Source organism: Marinobacter sp. M5B, assembly GCF_042604615.1.
In the GTDB taxonomy this organism is placed as follows: domain Bacteria; phylum Pseudomonadota; class Gammaproteobacteria; order Pseudomonadales; family Oleiphilaceae; genus Marinobacter; species Marinobacter salarius.
Genome location: NZ_CP156894.1, coordinates 343,932 through 369,983, shown reverse-complemented (window position 1 = coordinate 369,983; position 26,052 = coordinate 343,932). Strand labels below are relative to the sequence as shown.

The window sequence follows — 26,052 nt, the reverse complement described above, 5'->3', positions numbered from 1 at the left end:
ATCCTGCAGTCAGAGGACCTCTATGACACACCGATACATTGGTGCCAGCGCTCTCGCGCTGGCTCTGTTCCCGCTCGCCACCATCCAAGCCAACCAGGCCAACGAACTGAACCCTGACGTCAGCGTGATCCTGGACGGCTATTACAAACAGAACCAGACGGCCCTGTCACACCGTGATCAGGGTTTTGGTCTTGGTCATACCGAACTGTCCCTGTCTTCGCCCATCGATGATCTGTTCGAGGGCCGTCTGACAGCGGTTCTGGAAGATCACGAAGGTGAAACCGAACTGGAGCTTGAAGAAGCCTTCCTGCAGACCACCGGCATGCCCTACAACCTTAGTGTTCGCGGCGGGCGGTTTCTGTCTCAGGTGGGTTACCTGAACAGTCGCCACCTCCACGAGGACGACTTCGTCGAACGCCCTGCCGTGTATCGAGCCCTGCTGGGAAGCCATTATTTCGACGATGGCCTGCGCCTCAACCTGTTACTTCCCACGCCTTTCTATTGGCAGATTGGCGCTGAGGCCTTTGATGGCGGCAGACTCTCCGAAGGTGACGAAGACATTGGCGTGTATACCGTCAATACACGAGTCGGGGGCGACCTCTCCCGGTCACAGAGTTGGCAGGCGGGCTTCTCGTATCTGAACAACCGTCAGACTCACAGCGAAGCCCACGAGGAGCACGATGACCATGATCATGAGGGAGACCACAGTGGGCACTCTCATGGTGCCGGCTACACTGGCGAAAACCTCTACATCACCGATCTGGTGTGGAAATGGGCCCCCGGAGGCAACAACCGCCAGCAGCAACTGACCCTGAGTGGTGAATACCTGTACGCCGACAACCTGAATGAGCATGCCACCTCGGACGATGTTCATGAAGGGTGGTATGCGTCGGCGGTATACCAGTTCGCCCCCCAGTGGTCCACGGGTGCCCGCTACGGACAGGTGGAACTCCAGGACGCTCACGGCGACCACTTTCATCATCAGGAACTGAAGGAAACGGACGTCATGCTGGCCTGGTCACGCTCGCACTTCTCAACGGTACGGCTGCAGTACACGCACCAGGAGGCAGAAGGATTTGAGCAAGCCGACAATACCGTCATGCTGCAATACGTAATGAGCTTCGGAGCACATGGTGCCCATGGATTTTAAGCGGTTACTATCGGGCGTCCTGCTGGGGCTGGTCATAACGCCAGCCCAGGCAACTCTCAACGTGTTTGCCTGCGAGCCGGAGTGGGAAAGCCTTGTACGGGCCCTGGTTCCGGATGCGGACATTCACACGGCGACCACGGCTATGCAGGATCCCCACTATATTGAAGCCAGGCCAAGCCTGATTGCAGCCATGCGACGTGCCGACCTTGCCGTCTGTACCGGCGCGTCGCTGGAGGCCGGCTGGCTACCAGCCCTGATCAGCAGGGCATCCAACCAGGACGTACAACCCGGGAAACCGGGATTGTTCTTTGCGGCAGAACAGGTCCACCTGCATCAGCCTCACCAACATGTAGACCGCAGCATGGGCGACGTCCATCCGGAAGGCGATCCACACATCCATCTGGACCCACAACGTGTGCCAGTGATCCTGAATGCACTGGCAGACAGAATCGTTGATCTTGCGCCCAAACAAACCAATGGTATCCGTTTGCGCCAGCAACAATGGAAGGTTCACTGGCATCTGAAAGCCGCACAATGGCGTGACGCAGCGCGGCATTTGGAAGGCATGTCTGTGGTGGTTCAACACTCCACTTTCGGATACCTTCTGCGTTGGCTTGGCATTGACACTGCCGTTGACCTGGAACCCAAACCGGGGCTGCCTCCAAGCGCATCCCACCTGAGCAATGTGCTTTCAGACCCGGTGATTCCAGAACTGGCGTTGATCCTGATTGCCACTTACCAGGACGAGCGTCCCGCACACTGGCTAGCCGAGAAGGTCAATCTTCCGGTTGAAGTGCTCCCCAGCACCGTCACCAATGACGCGGACACCGATCACCTTGCGGCGCTGATCAGCCACATCATTGGTCGCCTGGAACATTATCGTTCGCAGCGCCCGAACGAGAGTGCCAGCAATGACTAACTGGTTGTGGCTACTGACACCCCTGGGGGCAAGCATGCTGATGGCCCTGAGCCTGGTCCCTCTGGGCTACCGGGTACTGGCGCGGGGCGTAGTGTTTGCAGACCTGGCGATTGCCCAGTGGGCGGCCCTCGGGTCGCTGGCCGGGATGTCCCTGTTACCAGACCACACCGTTGCAGGTCTTCCTGTCAGCGGGCTGTTATTTGCACTTGTAGCCGTCGCGATGGTGCACCTGATCCTCAAATGGGTGCCCGAACATCGCGAGGCCATGATTGGCATTCTCTATGTCGCCGGGGCAAGCTTCGCCACTCTGGTGGTCAGCAACGATCCCCATGGGGCGCAGCAACTGGCCAGGACATTGAATGGGGATCTACTGTGGGTCACCGGCCCGGCGCTGATACCGCTGGTCACCATCACCGGTGCCGTGTTGTTGTGGCAGAGTACAGCGTCGGAACGCACACGCTCGTTGAGCTTTCTACCTTTGTTTGCGGTCGCCGTGACCACGACCGTCAACATGGCGGGAATCTACGTCGTGTTTGCAACCCTGATTGTCGCGCCGCTGATGCTTTGTTTTCTTCGTGGACATGGCCTTTTCGCAGCCGCAGCATACTGTTTTTCAGGACACAGCGTCGGGCTTTGGCTATCCGCCAGCCAGGATATCCCGGCGGGGCCTGCAATCGTGGTTTCTATTATTGCCTGCAGTCTGTTCGGAGCGATCGCTACCCAAAAGCTCCCTTCACTCCGTTCCTCTATATAGCCGGGTGTAGTCATGAATCAACTGCCTGGCCCGGCCCGCACTCACCAGTTTGTACAATCGGTCGGCTATGGCTTCCCGCAACTCAAACGTGTTACACAGTGATGCCTTTGAGAACGTAAAGAATAGGCCCTCCCTGCTGACAGGAGGCTCCAGCGCCTCAAACCGGTCCGCAACACCCAGGCTGTCCAGCTTCACCTGCCCCTGCAGCACCTCGTAGAGAACATAATCCACCCTGCCGGCAAGTGCCATTTTGAAAGATTGCTCGATGCTTCTCACCCCTTCGATTTGAAGGTTGTTGTCTGCGTAACGATCAAAGTTCTGCCCAAAGCTGTTGTTGATCAGCGTGCTGCCGCGCTTCCCCAGCAAGTCCGGCCAGTGGCGGTAGATGAATTCACCACCCTTGGGAACCCAGACAGCCGTGGGGAGATGTGTGATCGGGGGGAGCAGGTAATCCATGTAGCCGATACGCTCTGAGGTAATGAACGCGCCCGCGACCATATCGATATCACCCTTGCGAGCCATATGCTGAACCCGGGCCCAGGACCCCAGGTCCCGGACCACAACCTCCAGCCCCATGGGCTCGACGATTTCCCGTAACAGCGCCGATACGGCACCAACCAGAACCCCCTCCTTCTCTGTGCTTCGCCACAGCAGGGGTGGGTATTCGGGGTTACCACTCACCGTCAGAGTCTTGCAGTCGGTGTCCTCAGACGCCTGGACAGCAACTGGCACGGTCAGCACCGCAGTCAAGACACACAGCGCACAGAACAGTCGCAACGTTGGTTCAAACAGTTTTTTCAACATCATTCCGCCATGAGTGTTCTGGTGCGATCGCTCGTCCACACGGTTGAATTCCAGCCGGATCACCGCAAGTAAGAAGGTTATAAGGCAGTTGTCAGAATACATCCCTTGATCAAAAAGGACAGGTTACATGAAAGTACTGATGGTTCTCACCTCGCACGATCAGATGGGAGATACCGGCCACAAGACCGGCTTTTGGCTGGAAGAGTTCACCGCCCCCTATTACGTTTTCAGGAATGCCGGCGCAGACATCACCATTGCCTCTCCCAAGGGCGGGCAGCCACCCATCGACCCCAACAGTGAAACTGAGGATGCACTGACGGAAACCACCCGTCGCTTCCAGCAGGACGCCCATGCCAAGGAAGCGCTCGCCAGCACGAAGAAACTGGCGGATGTGGATATGAACGACTACGACGCCCTGTTTTACCCCGGAGGCCATGGCCCATTGTGGGACCTGGTCAACGATGACAAGTCCGTCGCTCTGATCAAGGCAGCCTACGAACAGGACAAGGTCATTGGCGCCGTATGCCATGCCCCGGCGGTCTTCAGAGACGTCGAGATCAAACCAGGGCAGAACCTGGTCGGCGGTCGCAACGTGACCGGCTTCAGCAACAGTGAGGAAGAGACCGTTGGCCTGACCAACGTTGTGCCATTCCTGCTGGAAGACATGCTGAAGGAGAAAACCGCCACCTACACCTGCGGGGATGACTTCACACCGCACATCGTGGTGGACGGCAAGCTGATTACCGGGCAAAACCCGCCCTCCTCGGAAGGCACCGCCAAGGCGGTGATGCAGGCCTTGCAGCAGGGCTGATCAGCGATCCTGAACCTGCTCCCCGGCGTGACTGATCAACACGCCGGGAGCGCCTTCCTCCAGCGTTTTCCGGATCGCATCCGGCACTGGTGTCTTCGTCATTGTCGACGGCTGGATCAACACGTAGGTGATATCAGCCTCTGCCACCAGCAATCCATCCCCGTACCGATAGAATTCAAGGTGCACCGTGAATGAGGTGTTACCGATACGGCCAGCTCGTATCCTGGCTTCCAACACATCATCAAATCGCGCAGGTGCCCGATAGTTCACGGTGAGACTCACTACCTGAATGTCCAGATCCTGATCCAGCAGATTCTGGTAATCCCCGAACAGAACGCGGATATATTCATTAACGGAAATGTCCACGTAATCCGCGTAGCGTGCATTGAACACCACACTCTGGGCATCGCATTCACCGTAGCGGACGCGAAACCGAAACCGGAATGGCAGGTCGGTCGATTCAGTCATGGTCACTCAGCCCCAAAACCCGAGAAGCCCCCAGCCTACCCCATCCAGAAATCATTTTCTGCCGGTACTGCCATTCAGCACCAGGTAGCAACCATAGCCGATCACAACACCCCAGAACGCAGACGACAGCCCGAACACCGACATGCCAGAGGCCGTCACAATAAAGGTGATCAATGACGCTTCACGATGGCTGGCATCTTCCAGCGCGGCAAACAGGTTGCCCGCAATAGCCCCCAGCAACGCCAGCCCCGCAAGTACCGCAACAAAGGCCGCAGGCAGTGAGGTGAACAGACTGACGATGGTACCGGCAAACAGGCCACCCACCAGATAGAACACCCCGTTAAACACACCGGCAACGTATCGACGAGAGGGGTCTTCGTGGGCATCCTTACCCGTGCAGATGGCGGCGGTGATTGCCGCCACCACCGTGGTGATACCGCCAAAGAACGCCATCGGCAGCGATACCAGGCTGGTCACCCCGATGATCGGTTTGGCCCTGACGGAGTACCCTGCCCCCTGAAGGATTGCCATGCCTGGGAGGAATTGCCCGGTCAGGCTTACCAGTACCAGCGGAATCGCCAAGCTCAACGTTGATCCCAGGTTCCACTCCGGCTCAATGAACTGTGGGACTGCGATACTCCAGCGCACGCCAGACAGTGATGCCCCTTCCAATACCACCGCCAGAATCACACCGGCAATCAACAGCAAAACCAGGGTGTACTTGGGAAACAGACGACGGAACACCACGTAGGAAAGCAGCATGCCAATCGCCAGCGCCGGGGTTGTTTCAATCGCGGTAAACGCCCCCACGCCGAACTGGAACAGGATGCCCGCCATCATGCCCGCCGCAATGCCCTTGGGAATGGCACGAACGAACGTGTCAAAGGTGCCTGAGACACCAATGATAAAAATGATGACCGCCGCCGTAATATAGGCGCCTACGGCCTCGTTCAGCGACAGTTCCGGAAACAGCGCCACCAACAACGCGGTGCCGGGCGCCGACCAGGCAGTGACGACCGGCGCCTTGAGCCAGATCGACAGAATGATGCCGGAGATCGCCGCCCCCATGGAGATTGCCCAGACCCAGGACGTCATCATCTGGTCGGAAATACCAGCACTTGCTCCGGCCTGGAAGAGAATGGCCAGCGGACCGGAGTAGGACACCAGAACGGCCAGAAACCCGGCCACAATGGCCGGCAGCGAAAGGTCTTTCAGAAATCTCGACATAAGCGCAATCCATTGTTGGTTTTATGATTCTGCTTAACGAAAAAGGGCCCCAGGCGCTTACACGCCGGGGCCAAGGAGGGTCAGACTGACTGTCTACCCTGGGGTCACATCAACACTCCAACGCTTTAGCTACCGCTAACAGCCATACCGTCGCTCGGAGCCACCGGCTCACGCCGGAAGCCAAATCCACGACTACCGACCAGAGCAATGGCCACCGTGGCAATGGCACCCGGCACCGCCAATGCGAGGAAGTTCATCTGGTGCGGCAGCGCCATGGCCAGCAGCGCGCCACCTAACAGTGGCCCGACAATAGCACCATTGCGACCAATGCCGGATGCCCAGCCCAGCCCGGTGGAACGGATACTGGTCGGGTAGTACTGGGCAACATAGGCGTAAAGCAGGATCTGGGAGCCGATGGTTGTCGCACCGGCAATGCCCACCAGGATATACAGGAACCACATCGGGCTTTCGTACCCCAACAGCACCAGTGACCCGGAGCCCAGAATAAAGAAAGACACCAGCACCGAGCGCAGCGACAGTCGGTCGGCCAACCAGCCACCACCGACGGCACCTATGATCGCCCCGACGTTCAATACCATCAGGAACATCAGGCTGGAGCTCAGAGCATAACCGGCATTGGACATCAGCTTCGGCAACCAGGAACCCAGCGCGTACACCATCAGCAGACAGCAGAAGAACGCCACCCAAAACATCATCGTGCTCATTGCCCGCCCATCGCGAAACAGCTCGAGCACCGGGGCCTTGCTGTCGGTGGTTGGCGGCACCGTCAACACGTCCTGTTCGTTGATGTGCTTGAGCGGAGCTACCTGGGTCAGGATATCGCGGGCTTCACCCTCGCGTTTCTGTGCCATCAGGAAGGCCACCGATTCCGGCAGGAATTTCAGCATGAACGGCAGCATCAGCATCGGCACCACCGCCAGATAGAACATGATTTCCCACCCGTAGTTGGGCACGATCCAGATGCCCAGGCCGGCAGACATCATGCCGCCTACCGCATAACCACTGAACATCAGCGCCACCAGAGTGCTGCGACTCTTCTTGGGTGAGTATTCACTCATCAGGGACACCACATTCGGCATAACACCGCCAATACCGAGGCCGGCAATAAATCGCAGGATACCGAACTGCCAGGGCGTGGTGGCAAAACCGTTAATAACCGTGGTCACACTGAACAGCACCACACAGGTGATGATGACTTTCTTGCGCCCGAGCCGGTCCGACAGCATGCCGAACCCCATGGCCCCGAACATCATGCCAAACAGAGCGCTGCTGCCGAGCAAACCGGCTACGTAGGGGTTCAGGCCCCACTGGTCCATCAGGATGGGAAGCACCACCCCGTAGATCACCAGATCATAGCCGTCGAAGATGATAATCAGAGTGCACCAAAAAAGAACTTTCCAGTGGAATTTGTTGAATGTGGCGTTATCAATAACGTCGTTTACGTCGATGTTTCTCATGATCTCTCACTTCCGCTCTTGTTCTTGTGCGGAGCTGTGTAATGGGTTATCCCAGGTCACCACCTGCCACAGGCAGCACGGTACCGGTCATATAGGAAGACGCATCCGATGCCAGGAACAGGATAGGTTCGGCCTGTTCGTCCAGGGTTCCATAACGATTCATGAAGCTGTTTTCCGTGGTCTGGTCAATCAGCGTCTGATACCAGGCCTTCTCCTGCTCACTCTGCTCTTTTGCATTGCGCGGCGTCAGGCGCGGGGGCGCTTCTGTGCCTCCGGGGGCGGCGGCATTTACCCGAATATTGTGCGGCGCGTATTCATAGGCCAGGTTCACCGTCATCGCATTCACGCCGCCCTTGGCCGCGCCATAGGGCACACGCATCAGCCCGCGCGTTGCCACCGACGATACGTTCACGATGACACCACCCTTCTGCTGAAGCATATGAGGCAGAACCGCCCGGCAGCACCACAACGTGGTAAACAGGGAACGCTGGATCTCCTTCTCGATCTGCTCCGGGGTGTAGTGTTCAAACGGCTGCGCCCAGATCGTACCGCCGACATTGTTGATCAAAATATCGATGCGACCGTACTGCTTCTGCGCTTCTGCCATAACGCTTTCAGCACCGTCCCAGGTTTCCAGGTTGGCCTGGACAGCCACGGCATCAGCACCCTGGTCACGCAACTCGGCGGCAACGCCCTGAACGTAATCCGCAACATCAACCAGAAGCAGCCTGGCGCCCTCGGCGGCGGCCAGTTCGGCCACGCGCTTGCCAATCCCCTGGGCGGCGCCGGTAATCACCATGACCTTGTCGGTGAAGCGGTCTTTCATGCGACCTTCTCCCTGGCCGACGGTGCACTGGGTGTGAACTTCTCGTAGTGGAAGGAGTTCGGTTCAATGCCCTTCTCACGGAAGAACCCGAGCACGGAATCCACCATGGGAGGGGGACCACAGAGGTAGACATCCACATCGCCGTCGTTCACCGGCGCTTCGTCCATATGCTGGGTGACATACCCCTTGCGCGGATGGTCACTTTCTTCGCCGGAAACAACCGTCACGTAGCTGAAGTTGTCCAGCTCCGCGGCAAAACGGTCCAGAATATCCAGGCACACCAGGTCATCGTCATTGCTGACGCCATACACCAGGTGAGTAGGCTGATCACAGCCATTGGCTTTCAGATACTCCAGCTTTGCCAGCATCGGCGCCAGGCCGGTGCCACCTGCCAGCATCAGTATCGACCGTTCAACGGGACGCAGGTAGAAGCTGCCCATCGGGCCGGTCAGGGTGACCTTGTCGCCGGTGCGGGCCTCGCCCACGAGCCACGAACTCATCAGCCCGCCCGGCACGTTGCGAATCAGGAAACTGAGATCGCGGCTGCCAGGTGGCGAGCTGAAGGAGTAGGCCCGGGTCTCTTCGGAGCCCGGAACCTGAATATTCACGTACTGTCCCGGCAGAAAGGCAATGTCTTCATCGGCCGTGATTTTCAGCTCGATCGACGTGGGCGAGATCAGGTTCACCTCGGCCACCGTCCCCGCCACTTCCGCATTGCCGGTCTTGCACATGGTGGAAGCGACAGGCACTTCCACCACACAATCACTGGAGGGCACCATCTGGCAGGTCAGCACCATGCCCTGCTCGGCTTCCTCGTCAGACAGCGCTTCGTCAATGTATTCATCACCCATGTCGAACTCGCCCTGACGGCAGGCACCCTTGCAGGTGCCGCAGACGCCATCGGAGCAGTCCATGGGCAGATTGATCTGCGAACGGTAGGCGGCGTCCAATACCGTCTCGCCTTCGTTGCAGGACACAAAACGGGTAACGCCGTCTTCAAAGTTAAGCGCGATGTTATAACTCATGATGATGCTCTCCCCATCAATTACAGGTGATAAACGTCCAGCACCTGATTGATGCAATCGTTGTTCAGGACCATCCTCTTCTCCCGGATCAGCGGCTGGTCGCCGGTGACATCCAGGGTGTAGAAAGACGTTCCAAAGAATTCCGCTGTTTTCTTGTAGCGATAGGACTTGGTCAGCCAGTTAAACCGCAATGTCACTTCACTCTCGTTCTGGGACAGAATCTCCAGATTGCTGGTGAAATGGGTCGTGCGCGGCTCGGGCATGGAGCTGGCGCCGGAACGCTCGGTTTTGATCCGGTAGATCCGGTCTTCCAGGCCTTCCTTGTTGGGGTAGTAGATGAGCGAGATCTCGCTTTGCGGATCTTCTGTCAGCTCATCGTCATCGTCCCAGGCCGGCATCCAGTAGGTGACGTCCTCGTGGTAGCACTCCAGCCACTTGTCCCACTCCCGGTCGTCCAGAAAACGGGCCTCACGGATGATGAACTGTTCGATATCGTGATAGCTCAGGCTCATGCGGAAGCCTCCTCTGAATCTGTTGAACTCGAAGCCAAAGGAATGAAACGGGCACGCTCGGCCTCGATGGCGCGAGTCATTTCTACCTGCCAGTGTTTGTGGTGGTTCACATACAGGCCTTCGTCGTCCGGGCGGGCGCCGCTCATGGTCGGCTTCATGTCGATCTGGTTGGCGTGCTCATCCGGGCCGTCGATCCAGTGAGCGGCACCGCGGCTCATGTCGTTCCAACGCATGTCACGGGCTTCGTAGCCGTTCTGGCAGGCACGGAATTCCTCCAGATCGTCCGGAGTGCCCATACCGGTCACGTTGAAGAAGTCCTCGTACTGACGGATGCGCTTGGCGCGCAGCTCTGCCGGCTCATTCTTCGGGCCAAAGGCGTAAATGGTGACTTCCGTCTTGTTGACATCGATCGGCCGGGTCACACGGATCTGAGTCGAGAACTGATCCATCAGGTAAACGTTCGGGTACAGGCACAGATTCTTGGTGGTACGAACGATGGAATCGGCACGGGCCTCGCCGTAGGTCTTCTCCAGGCGTTCCAGCTGGCTGAAGATCGGGCGCACTTCCGGGTTCAGCAAGCGGGTCCACAACATCATGTGGCCGTTCTCGAACGAGTAAAAACCACCCTCGGCGGACCAGCTCTTGGCATCCACCGCTTCGGTGCCGCCCTTGTCGTAATTACGCTGACCCATGGTGGAGAGATAGTTCCAGTGCACGGTGCCCACGTGGTAGCCGTCCGCACCGTTTTCGGCGGTCAGCTTCCAGTTACCTTCATAGGTGTAGGTCGAACTGCCCCGCAGAATTTCCAGGCCGTCTTCCGACTGATCCACGATGTTGTCGATGATCTTGGTGGTTTCACCCAGATGTTCCTCGAGCGGAAGCACATCGGCATTGAGGCTGCCAAACAGGAAGCCACGGTAATTGCCGAACTTCGGCATCTGCTTCAGATCGTGGGAGCCGTCGGTATTGAACTGCTCCGGGTAACCGCCCTTCTTCTGGTCTTTCGCCTTCAGCAACTGGCCGTCGTTCCGGAAGGTCCAACCGTGGAACGGGCAGGTAAAGGAGGTCTTGTTGCCACGCTTCTTGCGGCAGAGGGTGGCGCCACGGTGCGAGCAGGTGTTCAGTATGGCTTTGAGCTCGCCATCCTTGGTGCGGGTGATTACTACCGGCTGGCGACCCACGGTCACCGTGAAGTAGTCGCCCGGCTCCGGAATCTGGCTTTCATGGGCGAGGTACACCCAGTTGCCTTCAAAGATGTACTTCATCTCCAGGTCAAACAGTTCCTGGTCGGTGAAGATACCCCGATCACACTGATAACGGCCGGTTTCCGGATCCGCGATCACCGCGTCGCGTACTTTGTCTGCAAGCTTGTCGAGTTTGCTAGTCATGTCGTTCACTCCGTCTTGTTCTTGGGTGGCGCTTAGGCAACGTCGGTTTCCAGGGCGCGACGGCGTGCGTGGCGTTCCTGGAGCTCGGGCTTGTCTGTCGCAACCAGAGTGACGTTGAACTCAACCTCGGTAATCGGTCCGTTCACGCCATGCTGTGCACCTGTTTCCGACTGCTCAACACGATTGGCGGCAACCACCAGTTCTTCGCGGGTGGCAAATGCAAAGTCGTCGTAGGTGTACTCGTCACCGGCAATGTTGATCTGCGTCGTCAGGTGCTTGTAACCCGGCTTCGACACAAAATAATGAATGTGCGCGGGGCGTTGACCGTGACGGCCCAGATGATTCAGCAACTGCTGAGTGGAGCCTTCCGGCGGGCAACCGTAACCGGACGGCATGATGCTCTGGGCGGCGTACCGGCCTTCGGCGTCGGTTTTGATACGACGGCGCAGGTTGTACTCGCTCTGCGATTGGTCGAAATAGGAGTAGGCACCCTTGGTATCCGCGTGCCAGATATCCACGACCGCGTTCGCCAGCGGCTCACCGTTTTCATCGGTGATCCGGCCCTTGATCAGGATGGCTTCGGCGTCCTTGTCGGAGCCGTCGTCCATGCGATCAAAGCCTTCGCTCATGGGGGCGCCGGCAACGTACAGCGGGCCTTCGATGGTGCGCGGCGTACCGCCGGTCAGGCCGGCCTGCTCGTCTTCGGCGTCCTGGCGAATGTCCAGGTAACGGTCCATACCCAGGCCCGGCGCCAGCAGGGCTGCCTCACCATTTGCGCCCAGTTCGCCCACGTAATAGACGGCGCTCCAGAACTCCTCGGGCGTGACATCGAAATCTTCCACGATCTGGAAAATATCGTGCATGACGCGATGAACGATCTTCTTCATACGCTCATTGCCACCGTCCTTGTCGAAGCCGGCTACTTTCTCCAGCAGTTCCTTCACATCTGCGGATTGCATGGTCTTAACGGTCATTGTTGGTCTCCTCGGTCTTTTGTTGTTGTTGCTCCAGACATCCCAATCAATTGGCAACAAGTTCTGTGTGGCGCCTGAAAACATTGGGCGCCGGTATTGGCTGATTACGCCCGTTAGCGGTCATCCTCGCGAATGGATGACGGGTGACGGCACAGGGGCGCAACGGTGATATCCATGTACGGGAACAGCGGAAGGTTGCCGACCAGGTCCTGCAGCTCGGCGTTGTCCTCCACATCAAAAATACTGACGTTGGCGTAGCTACCCGCCACACGCCACAGGTGGCGCCATTTGCCCTTTTCCTGCAGGTCCTGGGCGTAAGCTTTTTCCCGGGCCTTGATGTCCGCTACCACATCGGCGGGCATGTCGTGGGGGATGTTCACTTTCATCTCGACTTTGAACAGCATGTGCTTTCCTCCGTTATCCATTCTTGCGGCGTACATACGGCCGGCGCCCTATGCGTCTCTGCGATAGACCGCCAGCTTGTCTTCATCAATCTCGACACCCAGGCCCGGGCCCTGCGGCAGGTCCACGCCGTTGGAGTGGAAGTTCAGCGGGCGCACCACGATGTCGTCTTTCATCAGTAGCGGGCCGAACATCTCTGTTCCCCAGTGAAGGGTTTCCAGCGTGGACCAGGCGTGCAGGGACGCGGCGGTACCGATGGTGCCTTCCAGCAGGGTGCCGCCGTACAGTCCAAGCCCCGCAGACTGGGCAACCGTCGCCTGTTCCAACGCTCGGATCGGACCGCCTGCCTTGGCAATTTTCATCGCCACCGCACCGGCAAATCCTCCGGCCGCCAGGGCAAACAGGTCCTTGGCGTCGGCTACGGATTCATCGGCCAGAATCGGGATATGGAATTTTTCAGACAGGCGTACCAGGGCGCCAAAATCCTTCATCGGGGTAGGCTGCTCCACCAGATCAATGCCGGCGGCCTGCAACTCAGCCATACCCTTGGCTGCCGTGGCTTCATCCCAGGCCTGATTGACGTCAACACGCACACTGGCCCGCTCACCCACGGCTTCCTTGATAGCCGCCACATGGCGCACATCATCCATCACCGCGCGAGAACCAATTTTCAGCTTGAAATCGCAATGGCGTTGTTGCGCGATCAGACTGTGCGCCTCATCGATATCTTTGGCGGTATCACCACTGGCCAACGTCCAGAGCACCGGAATGTGCTGATGCAGAGCGCCGCCGAGCAGATCGGAAACCGGACGATTCAGGCGCTTTCCCTGCAGATCCAGCAGCGCGGTTTCAATGGCGGACTTGGCCAGGTTGTTTCCGCGGGTCGCACGGTTTAGCCTTACTCTAAGAGTATTGATGGCATCCGCTGGTTGATCGATCAGCAGTGGCTTGAAATAGGTGTCGATGGTGAGTTTCACGCTTTCGGGGCTTTCCGGGCCGTAGGCCAGGCCGCCAATCGTGGTGGCTTCACCCAAACCTTCCAGGCCATCGGAATCCTTCATCCGCACGATCACCATGGTCTGAACCCCCATGGTTGTCATGGATAGTTTGTGCGGCCGGATGGTCGGGATATCGACCAGGATGGCTTCAATGGACTGAATGGTGGCGGACATGTGCTCTCCGAATCGCAAGTTAAAATGCCTGTCATTCGGACAGTACGAAGTTTCACGTATGGGAACCAATATTGATTAAGTACGAAGCGATACCCTGGAGGTATGGATGGAGCTGAGACACTTGCGCTACTTCGTGGCAGTGGCAGAGGAACTGAACCTCACTCGTGCTGCGGAAAAGCTGTTTATCGCCCAGCCACCTCTGACCCGTGCCATCAAACAGCTGGAAGAAGAAGTGGGGGTTGCGCTGTTCATTCGGAAGCCCCGGGGGCTGGTATTAACGACCGGCGGTGAATACTTTCTTGAGCAGGCACGGCAGATTCTCGACAAGATGGCCGCAACCGTCAGCGACACCCGCCGGATCGCCCAACACCGCAAAACCGTTTTTTCCATCGGCTTCGTACCCTCCGTGTTCTACGGGCAACTGCCACTGATGGTCCGGCGTCTGCGGCGCAACAAGAACCTGGAAATCATCCTGCACGAACTGAAAACACGGGAGCAGGTAGATGCGCTGAAATCGGGGAAGATTGATATCGGTTTTGGCCGGGTGCGCATCGAAGACCCGGATGTTGATCAGGAACTGTTGTTCGACGAACCCATTATCGCGGCCATTCCCGCCGGCAACCCCCTGACCCGGCATCCGCCATCGATGAAGGAGCTGTCGGAATGGCCGATGATCACCTTCCCGTCCGGCCCGGGACCGAACTTCGCCGATCTGACCCAGGGCCTTTTCCACCGCCGAGGCCTGCGAGTCAACGTGATGCAGCAAGTCAATGACCTGCAGACGGCGCTGTCACTGGTGGCTTCGGACATGGGTTTTACCCTGGTGCCGGAGCAGGTCCGACGGCTGAACCGGGAAGGTGTGGACTACATGCCTTTGGAAGATGACAACATCAGCGTACCGGTCATTGCGTCACGGCGACGGGGAGAAAACCCCAATGCGGTGATGCGGCTGGCGAACACGATTCTGGATGAGCTGGTGGAAAACCGGCTGACGGGCCGGTATCCGTGATTTCAGCGGGTCGTTCGCCGTACCGCCTCGGCCGCCTGCTGCAACCGGGGCAAATACCCCCCCATCAATGTCTCCATATCCACTCGCGCGGCATTGGTACTGATATTGATCGCACCCAGCAGCTCGCCATTGCCGGCAAACACCGGCACCGCTGCGGAACGAAGGCCTGAGTCGAGCTCCTGATCCACAATCGAATAGCCCTGCTCCCGAACCTTCGCGATGTCTTTCTTCAGGGCATTGGTATTGGTAATGGAAGAAGCGGTATAGGGCACGAGCTTCACCCGAAGAAGAAACGCCTCCAGCTCCGCTTCCGGCAACTGCGCCAGCAGCACCCGGCCCATAGAGGTATAGGCCGCCGGCAGACGTGTGCCCACAGAAAGGGTAATCGCCATCAGCCGGTGTCGGGCCGAAGAGCGCACCACGTACACCACATCGTCACCGTCCAGAACCGCCAGTGAGGATGACTCACCCAACTCGGCCGTAACGTCCTCAAGGTATTGCTGGATTACCGCCCGGTACTGATTCGACGATTGGTAGGCATAGCCCAGCTGCAAGACGCGAGGGGTCAACTCGAACTGTCGGCCGTTACGTTTTACGAACCCCAGCGCGTGAAGAGTAAGCAGGAAACGACGCGCCTTGGCCCGGTCCATATCCGTCCGTGTCGCCACCTCGCTCAGGGTCATCCGTGGATGCTCAGCGTCAAACGCCTGCAACACCTCCAGCCCTGACGCCAGTGCACCTACATAGTCCCGGTCTCCGGGCCTGAGAACCTGATCGTCCATTCCTGCTCCTTACTCGCCTGAACACAGCCTCCGCAAATGGTAACAGCTCGTTCGCTATCCGAACATCCGTGCATTTTTGGCAACTGGTGAAAATTTGTACTTGACGACGCCAAAACCTTCGAGTCATTATGTTCGCATATTAAACTTATGTTCGCATATCGAACTTTTCAACAATGCACTGCACTGGAGATTCTGTAATGGCTGAATTTCTCTCTCTCAAGGAAGCCGTGAGCCGCTATATCAGCAATGGCGACACGGTCTGTATGGAAGGCTTTACACACCTGATCCCCTTCGCTGCGGGCCACGAAATCATCCGCCAGGAAAAGCGCGACCTGACGCTCATCCGCATGACACCGGACCTGGTTTACGACCAGATGATCGGTGCGGGTTGCGCCCGGAAACTGATCTTCTCCTGGGGCGGAAACCCAGGCGTGGGCTCACTGCATCGCCTGCGAGATGCCGTCGAGAAAGGCTGGCCGAATAAACTGGAGATCCTGGAGCACAGCCACGCTGCCATGGCCTGCGCCTATGAAGCCGGTGCTGCCGGCCTGCCACTGGCAGTGCTCCGTGGCTACGTGGGCAGCGATCTGCCAAAGGTGAATGACCAGATCAAATTCATCGAGTGCCCGTTCACCGGAGAGCGCCTGGCCGCCGTGCCATCGGTACGTCCGGACGTTGCTGTGATTCATGCCCAGCGGGCCGACCGCAAAGGCAATGTACTGATAGAAGGCATTGTGGGTATCCAGAAAGAAGTGGTTCTGGCCGCCAAGCGCAGCATCGTGACCGTTGAAGAAGTGGTGGACGATCTGGGCGCTTCGGTGAACGCCTGCGTGTTGCCGTCCTGGGCGGTTACGGCCATTGCCGAGGCCCCGAAAGGCGCCAGCCCGTCCTATGCGCTGGGCTACTACGACCGCGACAACGCTTTCTACAAAGAGTGGGACGGCATCGCCCGGGACCGGGAAACCTTCCAGAGCTGGCTGAAAGACAACGTATTTGAAAAAGGAGCTGCGTGATGAGCCTTGAATTTACCTCTTCGGAAATGATGAGCGTCACTGCCGCCCGCGCACTGACCAACGACATGACCTGTTTCGTCGGCATCGGCCTGCCCAGTGAAGCCGCCAATCTGGCACGCCTGACCCACGCGCCCGACGTCACCCTGATTTACGAATCCGGCACCCTGCAGACCAAGCCGGACGTTCTTCCGCTGTCCATCGGTGATGGCGAACTGTGCGAATCGGCGTTGACCACCGTCGGCGTTCCGGAAATGTTCCGCTACTGGCTCCAGGGCGGCCACATCAGTGTCGGCTTCCTGGGCACCGCCCAGATCGACCGTTTCGCCAACCTCAACACCACCCTGATTGGAGACTACCGCGAACCGAAAGTGCGACTGCCAGGCGGTGGCGGTGCCCCTGAAATCGCCACCAACGCGAAGGAAGTGTTCATTACCGTGAAGCATTCCAAACGCACCTTCGTGAAGGACGTGGACTTCGTCACCACCGTTGGCTTTGGACGTGACGGCACCGCACGGGATAATGTCCCTAATATCGGTCGCGGCCCCACGGTGGTGATTACCGATCTGTGCATTCTCAAGCCCGATCCGGACACCAAAGAACTGGTGGTCACATCCTTACACCCGAACGTAACCCGGGAAGAAGTGATCGAAGCGACTGGCTGGGAGATCCGGTTTGCGGAACAGCTGGAAACAACGCCGGAACCCAGTGCCAAAGAGCTGGACATCCTGCGTGACCTGAAAGCGCGCACCAACGCGCATCATGCCGGCCAACAGTGAGGACTATCATGACTGACGTTTATCTCTGCCACCCCCGCCGTTCGGCCATTGGCCGTTTCGGCGGCACCCTGGCCAGCGTTCGCCCCGATGACCTCGCGGCACATATCTTCAAGGCTGTACTGGAACAGGCCCCGGAACTCGACCCCGCCGCCATCGACGAAGTGATGATGGGGTCTGCCAACCAGGCCGGTGAAGACAACCGCAATATTGCCCGGATGTCTGCCCTGCTCGCAGGCCTGCCCACCTCCGTGCCCGGCACGACCCTCAACCGCCTGTGTGGCTCCGGCATGGACGCAGTGGGCACCGCCTTTCGCGCCATACGCGCCGGCGAAATGGAGCTGGTACTGGCCGGCGGCGTGGAATCCATGTCCCGCGCGCCCTATGTGATGGGCAAGGCTGACTCGGCTTTTTCACGGGGTCAGAAGATCGAAGACACCACCATCGGCTGGCGCTTCGTGAACCCGCTGATGAAGAAGCAATACGGCATCGACTCCATGCCGGAAACCGCGGAAAACGTCGCCGAGCAGTACCAGGTGTCGCGGGAAGATCAGGACCTGTTTGCCTTCCGTTCCCAGGAAAAAACCGCCCGGGCACAGAAGGAAGGCCGCTTCGCAGAAGAAATCGTGCCGGTATCCATTCCGCGCCGAAAACAGGACCCGCTGGTATTTGATGCCGACGAACATCCCCGTGCAAGCACCCTGGAGAAACTCGCCTCCTTGCCAACCCCTTTCCGGGAAGGCGGAAGCGTGACCGCCGGCAATGCTTCCGGCGTCAACGATGGTGCCGCGGCTATGCTGGTTGCCAGTGAAAACGCGGTAGAAGCCCACGGCCTGAAACCCATGGCCCGCATCCTGGGCATGGCCACGGCCGGCGTGGAACCGCGTATTATGGGCATTGGCCCAGTCCCCGCCGTTCGAAAACTGCTGGAGAAGCAAGACATCGGCATTGACGACATCGACGTGATCGAACTGAACGAAGCCTTTGCCGCGCAAGGACTGGCCGTACTACGGGAACTGGGCGTTACCGACGACGACCCCCGGGTCAACCCGAACGGCGGCGCCATCGCCCTTGGGCATCCACTGGGCATGTCTGGCGCACGACTGCTGCAAACGGCAGCCCACCAGCTGCAACACACCGGCGGCCGATACGCGCTTTGCACCATGTGTGTGGGCGTCGGCCAGGGTATTGCAACACTTATCGAACGCGTCTGAGGCAAGGAGCTACCATGGCTTTTCTGAAACATAACGGCCGCACTGTCTGTTACCGCCTGCTCGGTGATAGCGCGAAACCGCTGCTGATGCTGGCACACCCCCTGGGCATGACGCAGGCCGTGTGGGACGACATGCTCCCTGCACTGCTGAACAGCTTCCGGGTACTCACCTGGGACTTGCCAGGACATGGCGCCAGCGCGGCCTGGCCAGAGGCCAGTGACCAGATCGCCCCTGAAGATCTGGCACAGGAGGCCCTCGCACTCGCCACTGCCGCCGAGGCACAGCGCTTCCACTTCGCGGGCACGTCCATCGGGGGCGTGATTGGCCAACAGCTCGTCAGCAAGCATGCAGACCGATTGCTGTCCGCCACACTCACCAACACCGGAGCCGTCATCGGTACCCCCGACGCCTGGAACACCCGTTCTGCGAGCGTTCTGGAACTGGGCCTGAGCACCATGGCGGTGGATATTGTGCCGCGCTGGTTCGGCCCCGCCGTCTGCGAACAGCAACCAGCGCTGGTGGAAGGCTGGCGCGTGATCATGGGGCGCGGCGATAACCGTAGTTATGCCCTGCTGTGCGAAATGCTGGGGCGGGTCGACTTCCGCGAAATGCTCGGCGAGCAACGCGTACCACTCCAGTTGGTGGGAGGGTCCGACGACGTGGCCACACCGCCAGACACCCTGAGGGCGCTGGCCGACGTCAGCGGCGCGGCGGAGCCGGTCATTCTGGAGCAGGTTGGCCACGTGCCTTCCGTTGAGTGCCCGGATAAGCTAACCCGGATCCTGGTCAACAACCTGGCCTGATCGACATACAAGCCAGGCCCGTGTGTCTCCCGGCCTGGCTTTCATTCCCGTCCGCACCCAACTTCACTATACGGACACACCTCTGCACTCTTCGGATAGTGGCGCCGCCAAAAAAGCCTTAGCGTTTCAGCACAATCAGAACTATTGCCCTGCGGAAACACCACTATGGCTGACACCCTCGCGTTCGAACAGGAACCGACACACTCCAGAACCTCCAAAACTCCCATCTACGGCGCACTGATCCTGGCGTTAGCGGGCATCGTATTGCTGCTTGCCACGGCAGCCAGCCTCCTTCAGGTTGTTGCCGCAACTCTGACCCTGGGCCTTGTTGCCTCCGCTTTCACCCTGTGCGTCAAATGGCAGCCAGAAGTTATCACCGTCCGTGAGGAAATACCGGTGCCCGTACCGGAACCTGTCGCAGAGCCGGTGCCGGAAACCAACCTGCAAGAACAACCGTTAGCCCCCGACCCCATGCTCATCAGCCACCTCGACGATTTGCGCAATAATGTCGAGGTCATCCTGGAAGAAATGGGCGAGGCCGGCAAACTCGCCAAGGCATCGGGCGCCAAAGTCACCCACAGCGCCAGCTGCATTTCCGACTCCGAAGCCTCCATCCGGGAACTGGCCGATTTCATGGGACGCATTGACGAGGTCTTCACCCAACTGGGTACACAGTCCGAGGAAATTGGCACCATCGTCGGCAACATTCAGGATATTGCCAAACAGACCAATCTGCTGGCCCTGAACGCTTCCATTGAAGCCGCCCGGGCGGGGGAACATGGCAGAGGGTTCGCCGTGGTGGCAGACGAAGTGCGCCATCTTGCGGTTCGTGCCAACGAATCCAGCGAAGGCATTCGCGCCATCGCCAACAGCCTGACAACCACGTCGGTGGACGCGGGCAATGGCATGGAGAGAATCCGCGAGTCGTGCAACCAGTGCCTGGGCCAGTCCGGTGAAGCCTTACAGGCAATGAAGGATATTCAGGCCGGGGCCGTGGCCCGAATGGAAGTGGTGCAGGGAATTACTGATCGTCTACAAGTTCAGCGTGAGCTGACCCATCAGCTTTATACCGACCTCAGTACTGCACGCTGATCCGTGTTTCCGGGCCCTCCCTCCGCCGAGTGACAACCACAGACACTAGGGCCCGTTCTCACTGCCGGCTTTGAAGCGGCGATACAGTGTCGCTCGACCAATGCCCAGCCGTTTCGCTGCCCGGCTGACATTGCCCCCCTCAATAGCCAGCGCCTCGTCAATAACAGCACGTTCCAGGGTCTTGAGGGTACCGCCTCTATTCACCGTACGATTGCTTCCAACGGCCACGGTTGTCGGGGCCGCTATTTCTTCCGGAAAATGGCAAAGTTCCAGCACTTCATCAGGCTCCGCCAGTGCGTCGGCATGGGTCAGAGCGTAAATGAGCTCACGGACATTTCCCGGCCAGTCGTAACGGATCAATCCATCCAGACAGTCTTGTGAGAGCTCGCGACTGCCCTGTGTCAGAACCCGGCACCGGTCGACAATGAAGTTTTTCAGGTCCGAACGTTCCGCCAGCCTTGGCAAGCGTACTGTCATACCTTTAATGCGATAGAGCAGGTCTTCGCGGAAATCCCCGTTTTGGGCGGCTTCCGATAGGTTCCGATGGGTTGCGCAGATCAACTGGAAACGGACCGGCTTTGGTGTTGCACTTCCGAGACGGGTCACTTCCCGAGTTTCCAACACTCTCAATAACCGCGACTGAAGTCCCAACGGCATGTCACCAATTTCGTCCAGAAACAGGGTGCCACCATCCGCATGCTCAATCTTGCCAGGAGCACCCCCTCGCCGAGCACCCGTGTAGGCGCCCTCGGCATGGCCAAACAATTCGCCTTCAATCAGCGACTCCGGGATGGCGGCGCAGTTGATGGCAACGAACGTGCCGGAGGAAGACATGCTGCCACTATGAAGCGATTTCGCCATCACTTCCTTCCCGGTTCCGGTCTCTCCCAGTATCAGCACCGGCAATCCCTTCTCCATCGCTCTGCCTGCAAGGGTGGCCTGACGGCTGATGGCAGGATCACCAAAATCCGTGGAGTCCGGCAAACGCTTCGCCGGAGGATTCGCAGAACTGCGCCTGACGGTTTTTCGAGCATCGGTATTCACCGGGCGAAGCGAAAATGACAGCCCGGAGTGCATCCTGGCCGTCATCGGCTGCTTCCGACCACGAAACCCATCGACCAGCTCATCAAAGCGCAGGTCAAACAGATCCTGAAAGCACAACCTCTCATCCGTTGAGGCCAGCCCCGTCAACTCACGCACCCGCGGCGACAGGCCCAGCACCTGCCCCTCCTGCCCAAGCGCTACCAGTAGATCACCAGAGGCACGAAGATCATTCTGCTCCCAACCTAGGCTGACCATGAGCCAGGGCGACAACATCCCCATCAACTGGCGTTCGACCCGAGCCGAACACTGTTGCACCAACGAAAGAGCGCTTCCCGGCTCCAGCGGATTACCACGAGTAATATCGATGGCACCTAGTACCCGGCCCATGGGGTCGACAATGGGAGAAGCCGCACAATTGAATACCCGGTTGGCATGCAGGTAGTGCTCAACTCCAGAGACCAGTACAGGACGCCGTTCTGACACGGCACAAGACATCGCAGAAGTGCCGATGGTCGCCTCGGAAAGGTTGACGCCCTGCCGGAACGCACCGTTAATCAGAGTGTTAGCGCATCGCCCCGAACGTCGCGCCGCTAGAGCAACCCCTTTGTCATCCGTCAGTAGGACGGAATAGCCGGCGCCATTAACGGTCTGGCCTAACTGTTCCAACGGCTGGGTGGCCGCCTCCAGCAGGATTTGGTTGCTGTCCATGAGCTCCAACAGACCACTTCTGGACACAGTGTCGAATTGAACCCGTTCACTGACGTTTTTGCTCGCTGCGGAACAACGCTGCCAGGAATTGACAATAGCATCGTCAATCAAGCCCGTTGGAATCTGACCATGTTCGAAAAACGTTTCACGTGCCTTGGCTCGCCTGTGGTCGGCAGGAATAATGGCGTTCATAATGTTACCTCTCTCGCAGGGCTGATTATCTTCGTTTGATGCGACCCTGCGTTCTGGCCATGTCGGCTCTTGTTGTCATACCCGTGAAACTTTAACACGTTTATTTGTAACGATTGCGCGGAAATTCGTTGGTATGCCACGCACTGTCTCATTATGAGACAGTGTCTCCATGTTTCCCGAATTGAGACATTCATGACCCTACCCAACCCTGCCCCAGAAATAGCGATAAATACTTAACTAACTGTATATAAGATATTTTTTTGAAAATCCGATTTTCTGGCACGATCGTCGCTATCCGTTTTCGCGTTGACAAAAACAACACGATATCTGGAGACCAACCATGCGATCGACGCTGAAGAACACACCGTTCAAATCATTGGCCATGGGTTCTGCCCTGGCACTTACCACCGGCTTTTTCTCCGCCACGACCCAAGCAGCCGAAATTGCCACTGACCCAGGCGACTACACGCCACTGCCTGCGGGCGTGAACCTCGGCATCCTCTATGGCCAGTACGCAACCCGCGATACTGTCTACGCCGATGGCGACAAGGTACCGGTGGATGCTGGACTAAATACCATCATCGGCCTCGCCCGTTTCGTTCACTACATGGACATTGGCGGTGTGATCGTGGACCCACAGATCATCGTGCCTTTCGGCAAGGTGGAACTGGAGGAGCCGTTTGGCCCGCTTCAACCCACCTCGGAAAGCGGCGTCGGCGATCCCATCATTGGCGCAACTGCCTGGGTTCTCAACAACCCCGACGATCAACAATGGGTTGGCCTGTCCGCTTTCGCCTCCGTACCTGTCGGCCAGTACGATGACGACAAGGGACCAGTGAACATTGGCGAGAACCGCTGGAAGGGCATTTTTCAGGCGGCCTATGTCAAGCATTTGAGCAACAGTGTGGTTCTGGATCTGATCGCGGAGTATTCCGTGTACGGAGACAATGATGATTTCCTGGGCTTTAAACGCGAACAGGAAGACGCCCAGAGCCTGCAAGGTCACCTCCGCTACCTGTTATCCAAGCAAAGTCATGTGGCGCTTTCCTACTACCATTCCTTTGGAGGAGAAACCACCGTTGGCGGACAGGATCAGGACGACCGCGTCAACACCAACCGCTGGTTGGCCACCTATGCCACCTTTGTCGACCCGACCGTGCAACTGCAGGTCCAGGCCGGCCAAGACATTAACGTGGAAAACGGTTTCGAAGAGGATACCCGCGTGAACTTTCGCGTACTGAAGGTATTCTGAGCCCATATTCACAAGTAAGAGCCTGCTAACCCAGGCAATGATTCCGGAGAAGACTATGAGTCAGATGAGCGATCAAACAAAAGAAGCCATCGACCAGATCAACGGCCTGAGCCGCCGCAGCTTCCTGAAGGCCGCCAGCGGCCTCGCGGTGGCGGCTTCCGTAGGCACCGGGCTTCTCGGTGCTGCGAATGCCTTCGCCTCAATGCCAGAGGGCATTAAGGTAATGTCCGCCAGCGAATACCAAGTCATGCATCGGCTCATGAAGGTCATGCTGGTAACCGAAGGAACTGGCTTGGTTCCCGCCAGCGAAATTCCGGTCATGCAGACACTGGACGCCGCGCTGCTGGCCACCATGGAACCTCATATCCTTGAAGGCCTGAAAGGCGGTATCGCCTATTTCAACGACGGCCCCAAAGCCGAGTATGGCAAGCCCTTTGTGGACTTATCCGACGAGCAGGCCGCTACCTTCTGTGACACCTGGGCCGATTCCGATGAGGTGCCTCATCGGGCACTGGCCATGGGCCTGAAAAAACTGGTTGGCCTGTCCTACTGGGCGAACCCGCCAACTTGGGCACCTCTGGGCTACGGCGGGCCCGTAACGGATAAGTGGAACCTGGAATCGTTGGGCAACGCCCCTCTACCGAAAAGCTGAAAGGCGGGAGTAGACCATGCAAGAAACAATCAAAGCTAAAACGGTGCCTGCCCATGGTTTGCAGGTCACCCAAGCGTCAGATGTCACCAATGACAACATCGAACTCAATGCTGACGCCGTCATCATCGGCTCGGGTGCCGGTGGTGCCATTGCCGCCTACGAGCTGGCGAAAGCAGGCAAAAAAGTGGTGGTACTGGAAGCCGGCCCTTACGTGCCTTCCGAGAAATTTACCGAAATGCACGCTGTGTCTATGGACACCCTCTATGCCGATCATGGCGGCCAGTCCAATTCCGCGGGCGACATATCGATTCTGCAGGGTGCCTGTGTTGGTGGCTCTACCGTCGTCAATGCGGCATTGTGCTTTCGCACTCCGGACTACTATCTCGATCGATGGGCGAAAGAGTTCGGTCTAACCAACCTGACGCCCAAAGTCATGGCTCCTTACTTTGACAAAGTCGAAGCCAACCTCGGCATCGCCCCCAATAAGGCGTTTGAAACCAGTGCCGGCGCCCAACTGCTCAAAGGAGGCATGAAAAAACTGAACCTTCCCGAGGGCAACGCCAAACGCAATATCCGTAACTGCGCCATGACCGGCTTCTGTTTCGCTGGCTGCAAGTCAGACCGCAAACAGTCCATGCTCATTACTTACCTGCCCTGGGCCGTAGCCTATGGCGCTACGATTTATTCCGATACGCGAGCCACTCAGATCCTGGCCAACAACGGCAAGGCAACGGGCGTACTGGCGGAAATCGTCGATCAACAGAGCAAAACGGTTAAAAGCAAACTCAGGGTCAACGCGCCGATTGTGGTCGGTGCCGCCGGCCCGATCCAGATGCCGATCCTGCTGCAGAAAAGCAATCTGGCCAACGGTAACGGGCAGGTTGGCAAGAATTTCGCCTGCCATCCCACCATGTCAGTCACCGGCATGTTCGATGAGGATATCGATAATTTCTACGGCGCCACCCATTCCCTATACATGGACAAGCACACCATGCCAAAAGACGGTGGTTACCTGCTTCTGGACGCCATTCAGGATCCAGTAGAAGCCAGCTTCCAGGTGGAGCCTGGCACCGGAAAACCCTACGCGTCCTACATGTCCAAATACCGGAACACCGTTCGCCTGATCACCCTGATCCACGACCAGAACGTGGGCGAAGTGAACTGGAAAAACGGCGCCAAGGAGATCAAGTACTTCGTCGATGATGGCGATTTCGACATCATGAAGGAAGGCCTCAAGACCAACGCGAGAGTACTGTTTGCGGCCGGTGCCAAGCAGCTTTATATTCCTACTTCCCAGAAACTGACCATCGACAGCGTCGATCAGATCGATGCCGTGATCGACAGCCTCGACAACGAGCCCGCTCGCTATCGGTACACGTCGTTCCACCCCCAGGGCACCTGCCGCATGGGCGCGGACCCCAAGACCACCGTGGTTTCACCCATGGGCGAAACCCACGAGATAAAGAACCTTTACATCGTGGATGCGAGCCTGCTGCCTACGTCGATCGGCTACAACCCGTCGGAAACCGTGTACGCACTGGCACATTACATCAGCGACCAGATCAACCGGGCCCACGCCTGATCACGACGGAAACATTAAGGAGGACA

At 58.2% G+C, this 26,052-nt stretch carries 26 protein-coding genes; 13 read left to right on the top strand and 13 right to left on the bottom strand.

The features are described 5' to 3' along the window. Positions 1-22 precede the first annotated feature (22 nt). The 3 genes from AAGD24_RS01685 to AAGD24_RS01675 are packed head-to-tail and all read left to right on the top strand — an operon-like array spanning position 23 to position 2,823. Positions 23-1,150 carry a hypothetical protein gene (locus AAGD24_RS01685; protein ID WP_127402326.1) on the top strand — a complete coding sequence of 376 codons (1,128 nt, stop codon included), beginning with the start codon at positions 23-25 and terminating at the stop codon, positions 1,148-1,150. Beyond that, the gene (locus AAGD24_RS01680) at positions 1,140-2,069 is read left to right on the top strand and encodes a metal ABC transporter solute-binding protein, Zn/Mn family (RefSeq protein ID WP_379866317.1); all 930 of its coding nucleotides are present in this window, start codon (positions 1,140-1,142) and stop codon (positions 2,067-2,069) included. The genes AAGD24_RS01685 and AAGD24_RS01680 overlap by 11 nt, the downstream gene beginning before the upstream one ends. Then, positions 2,062-2,823 carry an ABC transporter gene (locus tag AAGD24_RS01675; RefSeq protein ID WP_127402328.1) on the top strand — a complete coding sequence of 254 codons (762 nt, stop codon included), beginning with the start codon at positions 2,062-2,064 and terminating at the stop codon, positions 2,821-2,823. The genes AAGD24_RS01680 and AAGD24_RS01675 overlap by 8 nt, the downstream gene beginning before the upstream one ends. On the opposite strand, the gene AAGD24_RS01670 is transcribed toward AAGD24_RS01675, so the two are convergent. Next, positions 2,803-3,666: a substrate-binding periplasmic protein gene (locus AAGD24_RS01670; RefSeq protein WP_379866315.1), complete on the bottom strand. Its 864-nt coding sequence runs from the start codon at positions 3,664-3,666 to the stop codon at positions 2,803-2,805. The genes AAGD24_RS01675 and AAGD24_RS01670 overlap by 21 nt on opposite strands. 88 nt (positions 3,667-3,754) lie before the next feature. On the opposite strand from AAGD24_RS01670, the gene AAGD24_RS01665 reads away from it, so the two are divergent. Then, a complete protein-coding gene (locus tag AAGD24_RS01665; RefSeq protein ID WP_379866314.1) occupies positions 3,755-4,438 on the top strand; it encodes a type 1 glutamine amidotransferase domain-containing protein in 684 nt (227 codons plus the stop codon). Here AAGD24_RS01665 and AAGD24_RS01660 read toward each other — a convergent pair whose 3' ends face one another. From AAGD24_RS01660 to AAGD24_RS01615, 10 genes are all read right to left on the bottom strand, one after another. After that, positions 4,439-4,906 (bottom strand): thioesterase family protein, encoded by a 468-nt coding sequence (locus AAGD24_RS01660; protein ID WP_075195450.1) that lies wholly within the window; start codon positions 4,904-4,906, stop codon positions 4,439-4,441. A gap of 51 nt (positions 4,907-4,957) precedes the next feature. Continuing rightward, the gene (locus tag AAGD24_RS01655) at positions 4,958-6,133 is read right to left on the bottom strand and encodes a benzoate/H(+) symporter BenE family transporter (protein WP_379866313.1); all 1,176 of its coding nucleotides are present in this window, start codon (positions 6,131-6,133) and stop codon (positions 4,958-4,960) included. A gap of 125 nt (positions 6,134-6,258) precedes the next feature. After that, the gene (locus AAGD24_RS01650) at positions 6,259-7,611 is read right to left on the bottom strand and encodes an MFS transporter (protein ID WP_379866312.1); all 1,353 of its coding nucleotides are present in this window, start codon (positions 7,609-7,611) and stop codon (positions 6,259-6,261) included. Between the two features lie 46 nt (positions 7,612-7,657). Next, on the bottom strand, positions 7,658-8,437 hold the full coding sequence (gene benD, locus AAGD24_RS01645; protein WP_336146337.1) for a benzoate diol dehydrogenase BenD: 780 nt from the start codon (positions 8,435-8,437) through the stop codon (positions 7,658-7,660). Then, positions 8,434-9,462: a benzoate 1,2-dioxygenase electron transfer component BenC gene (gene benC, locus AAGD24_RS01640; RefSeq protein ID WP_075195454.1), complete on the bottom strand. Its 1,029-nt coding sequence runs from the start codon at positions 9,460-9,462 to the stop codon at positions 8,434-8,436. Before benC ends, benD begins: the two co-directional genes overlap by 4 nt. A gap of 20 nt (positions 9,463-9,482) precedes the next feature. Then, complete coding sequence (benB, locus tag AAGD24_RS01635; RefSeq protein WP_075195455.1) at positions 9,483-9,974, bottom strand: benzoate 1,2-dioxygenase small subunit; 492 nt, start codon at positions 9,972-9,974, stop codon at positions 9,483-9,485. Next, positions 9,971-11,362 carry a Rieske 2Fe-2S domain-containing protein gene (locus AAGD24_RS01630; protein ID WP_127402335.1) on the bottom strand — a complete coding sequence of 464 codons (1,392 nt, stop codon included), beginning with the start codon at positions 11,360-11,362 and terminating at the stop codon, positions 9,971-9,973. Before AAGD24_RS01630 ends, benB begins: the two co-directional genes overlap by 4 nt. A gap of 32 nt (positions 11,363-11,394) precedes the next feature. Further along, positions 11,395-12,336 carry a catechol 1,2-dioxygenase gene (gene catA / locus AAGD24_RS01625; RefSeq protein ID WP_075195457.1) on the bottom strand — a complete coding sequence of 314 codons (942 nt, stop codon included), beginning with the start codon at positions 12,334-12,336 and terminating at the stop codon, positions 11,395-11,397. Positions 12,337-12,449: 113 nt separating this feature from the next. Next, positions 12,450-12,740 (bottom strand): muconolactone Delta-isomerase, encoded by a 291-nt coding sequence (catC, locus tag AAGD24_RS01620; protein ID WP_075195458.1) that lies wholly within the window; start codon positions 12,738-12,740, stop codon positions 12,450-12,452. Between the two features lie 48 nt (positions 12,741-12,788). Then, on the bottom strand, positions 12,789-13,910 hold the full coding sequence (locus AAGD24_RS01615; protein ID WP_379866309.1) for a muconate/chloromuconate family cycloisomerase: 1,122 nt from the start codon (positions 13,908-13,910) through the stop codon (positions 12,789-12,791). A gap of 106 nt (positions 13,911-14,016) precedes the next feature. Here AAGD24_RS01615 and AAGD24_RS01610 point away from each other — a divergent pair, with 106 nt between their 5' ends. Beyond that, entirely contained in the window at positions 14,017-14,919 is a 903-nt protein-coding gene (locus AAGD24_RS01610) for a LysR family transcriptional regulator (RefSeq protein ID WP_379866308.1), read from the top strand. 2 nt (positions 14,920-14,921) lie between these two features. Here the strand turns inward: AAGD24_RS01610 and AAGD24_RS01605 are convergent, their stop codons facing one another. Continuing rightward, positions 14,922-15,701, bottom strand: coding sequence for an IclR family transcriptional regulator C-terminal domain-containing protein (locus tag AAGD24_RS01605; RefSeq protein WP_136633856.1), 780 nt, complete (start codon positions 15,699-15,701; stop codon positions 14,922-14,924). Positions 15,702-15,898: 197 nt separating this feature from the next. On the opposite strand from AAGD24_RS01605, the gene AAGD24_RS01600 reads away from it, so the two are divergent. The 5 genes from AAGD24_RS01600 to AAGD24_RS01580 all read left to right on the top strand — a co-directional run bounded on the left by AAGD24_RS01600 (position 15,899) and on the right by AAGD24_RS01580 (position 20,596). Beyond that, entirely contained in the window at positions 15,899-16,714 is an 816-nt protein-coding gene (locus AAGD24_RS01600; protein WP_136633519.1) for a CoA transferase subunit A, read from the top strand. Further along, complete coding sequence (locus tag AAGD24_RS01595) at positions 16,714-17,490, top strand: CoA-transferase subunit beta (RefSeq protein WP_075195463.1); 777 nt, start codon at positions 16,714-16,716, stop codon at positions 17,488-17,490. Before AAGD24_RS01600 ends, AAGD24_RS01595 begins: the two co-directional genes overlap by 1 nt. An 8-nt stretch (positions 17,491-17,498) precedes the next feature. Then, positions 17,499-18,701 carry a 3-oxoadipyl-CoA thiolase gene (gene pcaF / locus AAGD24_RS01590; protein ID WP_136633520.1) on the top strand — a complete coding sequence of 401 codons (1,203 nt, stop codon included), beginning with the start codon at positions 17,499-17,501 and terminating at the stop codon, positions 18,699-18,701. Positions 18,702-18,715: 14 nt separating this feature from the next. Beyond that, entirely contained in the window at positions 18,716-19,504 is a 789-nt protein-coding gene (locus AAGD24_RS01585) for an alpha/beta fold hydrolase (RefSeq protein WP_136633521.1), read from the top strand. A 165-nt stretch (positions 19,505-19,669) separates the two neighbouring features. Next, positions 19,670-20,596: a methyl-accepting chemotaxis protein gene (locus AAGD24_RS01580; protein ID WP_136633522.1), complete on the top strand. Its 927-nt coding sequence runs from the start codon at positions 19,670-19,672 to the stop codon at positions 20,594-20,596. Between the two features lie 45 nt (positions 20,597-20,641). Here AAGD24_RS01580 and AAGD24_RS01575 read toward each other — a convergent pair whose 3' ends face one another. Then, entirely contained in the window at positions 20,642-22,540 is a 1,899-nt protein-coding gene (locus tag AAGD24_RS01575; RefSeq protein WP_136633523.1) for a sigma-54-dependent Fis family transcriptional regulator, read from the bottom strand. A gap of 340 nt (positions 22,541-22,880) precedes the next feature. On the opposite strand from AAGD24_RS01575, the gene AAGD24_RS01570 reads away from it, so the two are divergent. From AAGD24_RS01570 to AAGD24_RS01560, 3 genes are read left to right on the top strand one after another with little or no spacing between them, the layout of a single operon-like run. Continuing rightward, positions 22,881-23,792, top strand: coding sequence for a transporter (locus tag AAGD24_RS01570; protein WP_075195468.1), 912 nt, complete (start codon positions 22,881-22,883; stop codon positions 23,790-23,792). A 55-nt stretch (positions 23,793-23,847) separates the two neighbouring features. Further along, the gene (locus AAGD24_RS01565; protein ID WP_075195469.1) at positions 23,848-24,444 is read left to right on the top strand and encodes a gluconate 2-dehydrogenase subunit 3 family protein; all 597 of its coding nucleotides are present in this window, start codon (positions 23,848-23,850) and stop codon (positions 24,442-24,444) included. A 16-nt stretch (positions 24,445-24,460) separates the two neighbouring features. Continuing rightward, positions 24,461-26,026, top strand: coding sequence for an FAD-dependent oxidoreductase (locus AAGD24_RS01560; protein ID WP_075195470.1), 1,566 nt, complete (start codon positions 24,461-24,463; stop codon positions 26,024-26,026). Positions 26,027-26,052: the final 26 nt, after the last annotated feature.

Bases quoted from the DNA above. Each gene is read 5' to 3' on its own strand.
- benD (WP_336146337.1), bottom strand. From the start codon at position 8,437: ATGAAAGACCGCTTCACCGACAAGGTCATGGTGATTACCGGCGCCGCC.
- AAGD24_RS01560 (WP_075195470.1), top strand. From the start codon at position 24,461: ATGCAAGAAACAATCAAAGCTAAAACGGTGCCTGCCCATGGTTTGCAG.
- AAGD24_RS01575 (WP_136633523.1), bottom strand. From the start codon at position 22,540: ATGAACGCCATTATTCCTGCCGACCACAGGCGAGCCAAGGCACGTGAA.
- AAGD24_RS01660 (WP_075195450.1), bottom strand. From the start codon at position 4,906: ATGACTGAATCGACCGACCTGCCATTCCGGTTTCGGTTTCGCGTCCGC.
- AAGD24_RS01595 (WP_075195463.1), top strand. From the start codon at position 16,714: ATGAGCCTTGAATTTACCTCTTCGGAAATGATGAGCGTCACTGCCGCC.
- AAGD24_RS01650 (WP_379866312.1), bottom strand. From the start codon at position 7,611: ATGAGAAACATCGACGTAAACGACGTTATTGATAACGCCACATTCAAC.
- AAGD24_RS01600 (WP_136633519.1), top strand. From the start codon at position 15,899: ATGGCTGAATTTCTCTCTCTCAAGGAAGCCGTGAGCCGCTATATCAGC.
- AAGD24_RS01585 (WP_136633521.1), top strand. From the start codon at position 18,716: ATGGCTTTTCTGAAACATAACGGCCGCACTGTCTGTTACCGCCTGCTC.
- AAGD24_RS01685 (WP_127402326.1), top strand. From the start codon at position 23: ATGACACACCGATACATTGGTGCCAGCGCTCTCGCGCTGGCTCTGTTC.
- catC (WP_075195458.1), bottom strand. From the start codon at position 12,740: ATGCTGTTCAAAGTCGAGATGAAAGTGAACATCCCCCACGACATGCCC.
- benB (WP_075195455.1), bottom strand. From the start codon at position 9,974: ATGAGCCTGAGCTATCACGATATCGAACAGTTCATCATCCGTGAGGCC.
- AAGD24_RS01675 (WP_127402328.1), top strand. From the start codon at position 2,062: ATGACTAACTGGTTGTGGCTACTGACACCCCTGGGGGCAAGCATGCTG.
- AAGD24_RS01605 (WP_136633856.1), bottom strand. From the start codon at position 15,701: ATGGACGATCAGGTTCTCAGGCCCGGAGACCGGGACTATGTAGGTGCA.
- AAGD24_RS01565 (WP_075195469.1), top strand. From the start codon at position 23,848: ATGAGTCAGATGAGCGATCAAACAAAAGAAGCCATCGACCAGATCAAC.
- pcaF (WP_136633520.1), top strand. From the start codon at position 17,499: ATGACTGACGTTTATCTCTGCCACCCCCGCCGTTCGGCCATTGGCCGT.
- AAGD24_RS01610 (WP_379866308.1), top strand. From the start codon at position 14,017: ATGGAGCTGAGACACTTGCGCTACTTCGTGGCAGTGGCAGAGGAACTG.
- AAGD24_RS01580 (WP_136633522.1), top strand. From the start codon at position 19,670: ATGGCTGACACCCTCGCGTTCGAACAGGAACCGACACACTCCAGAACC.
- AAGD24_RS01665 (WP_379866314.1), top strand. From the start codon at position 3,755: ATGAAAGTACTGATGGTTCTCACCTCGCACGATCAGATGGGAGATACC.
- AAGD24_RS01655 (WP_379866313.1), bottom strand. From the start codon at position 6,133: ATGTCGAGATTTCTGAAAGACCTTTCGCTGCCGGCCATTGTGGCCGGG.
- AAGD24_RS01570 (WP_075195468.1), top strand. From the start codon at position 22,881: ATGCGATCGACGCTGAAGAACACACCGTTCAAATCATTGGCCATGGGT.
- benC (WP_075195454.1), bottom strand. From the start codon at position 9,462: ATGAGTTATAACATCGCGCTTAACTTTGAAGACGGCGTTACCCGTTTT.
- AAGD24_RS01615 (WP_379866309.1), bottom strand. From the start codon at position 13,910: ATGTCCGCCACCATTCAGTCCATTGAAGCCATCCTGGTCGATATCCCG.
- catA (WP_075195457.1), bottom strand. From the start codon at position 12,336: ATGACCGTTAAGACCATGCAATCCGCAGATGTGAAGGAACTGCTGGAG.
- AAGD24_RS01630 (WP_127402335.1), bottom strand. From the start codon at position 11,362: ATGACTAGCAAACTCGACAAGCTTGCAGACAAAGTACGCGACGCGGTG.
- AAGD24_RS01680 (WP_379866317.1), top strand. From the start codon at position 1,140: ATGGATTTTAAGCGGTTACTATCGGGCGTCCTGCTGGGGCTGGTCATA.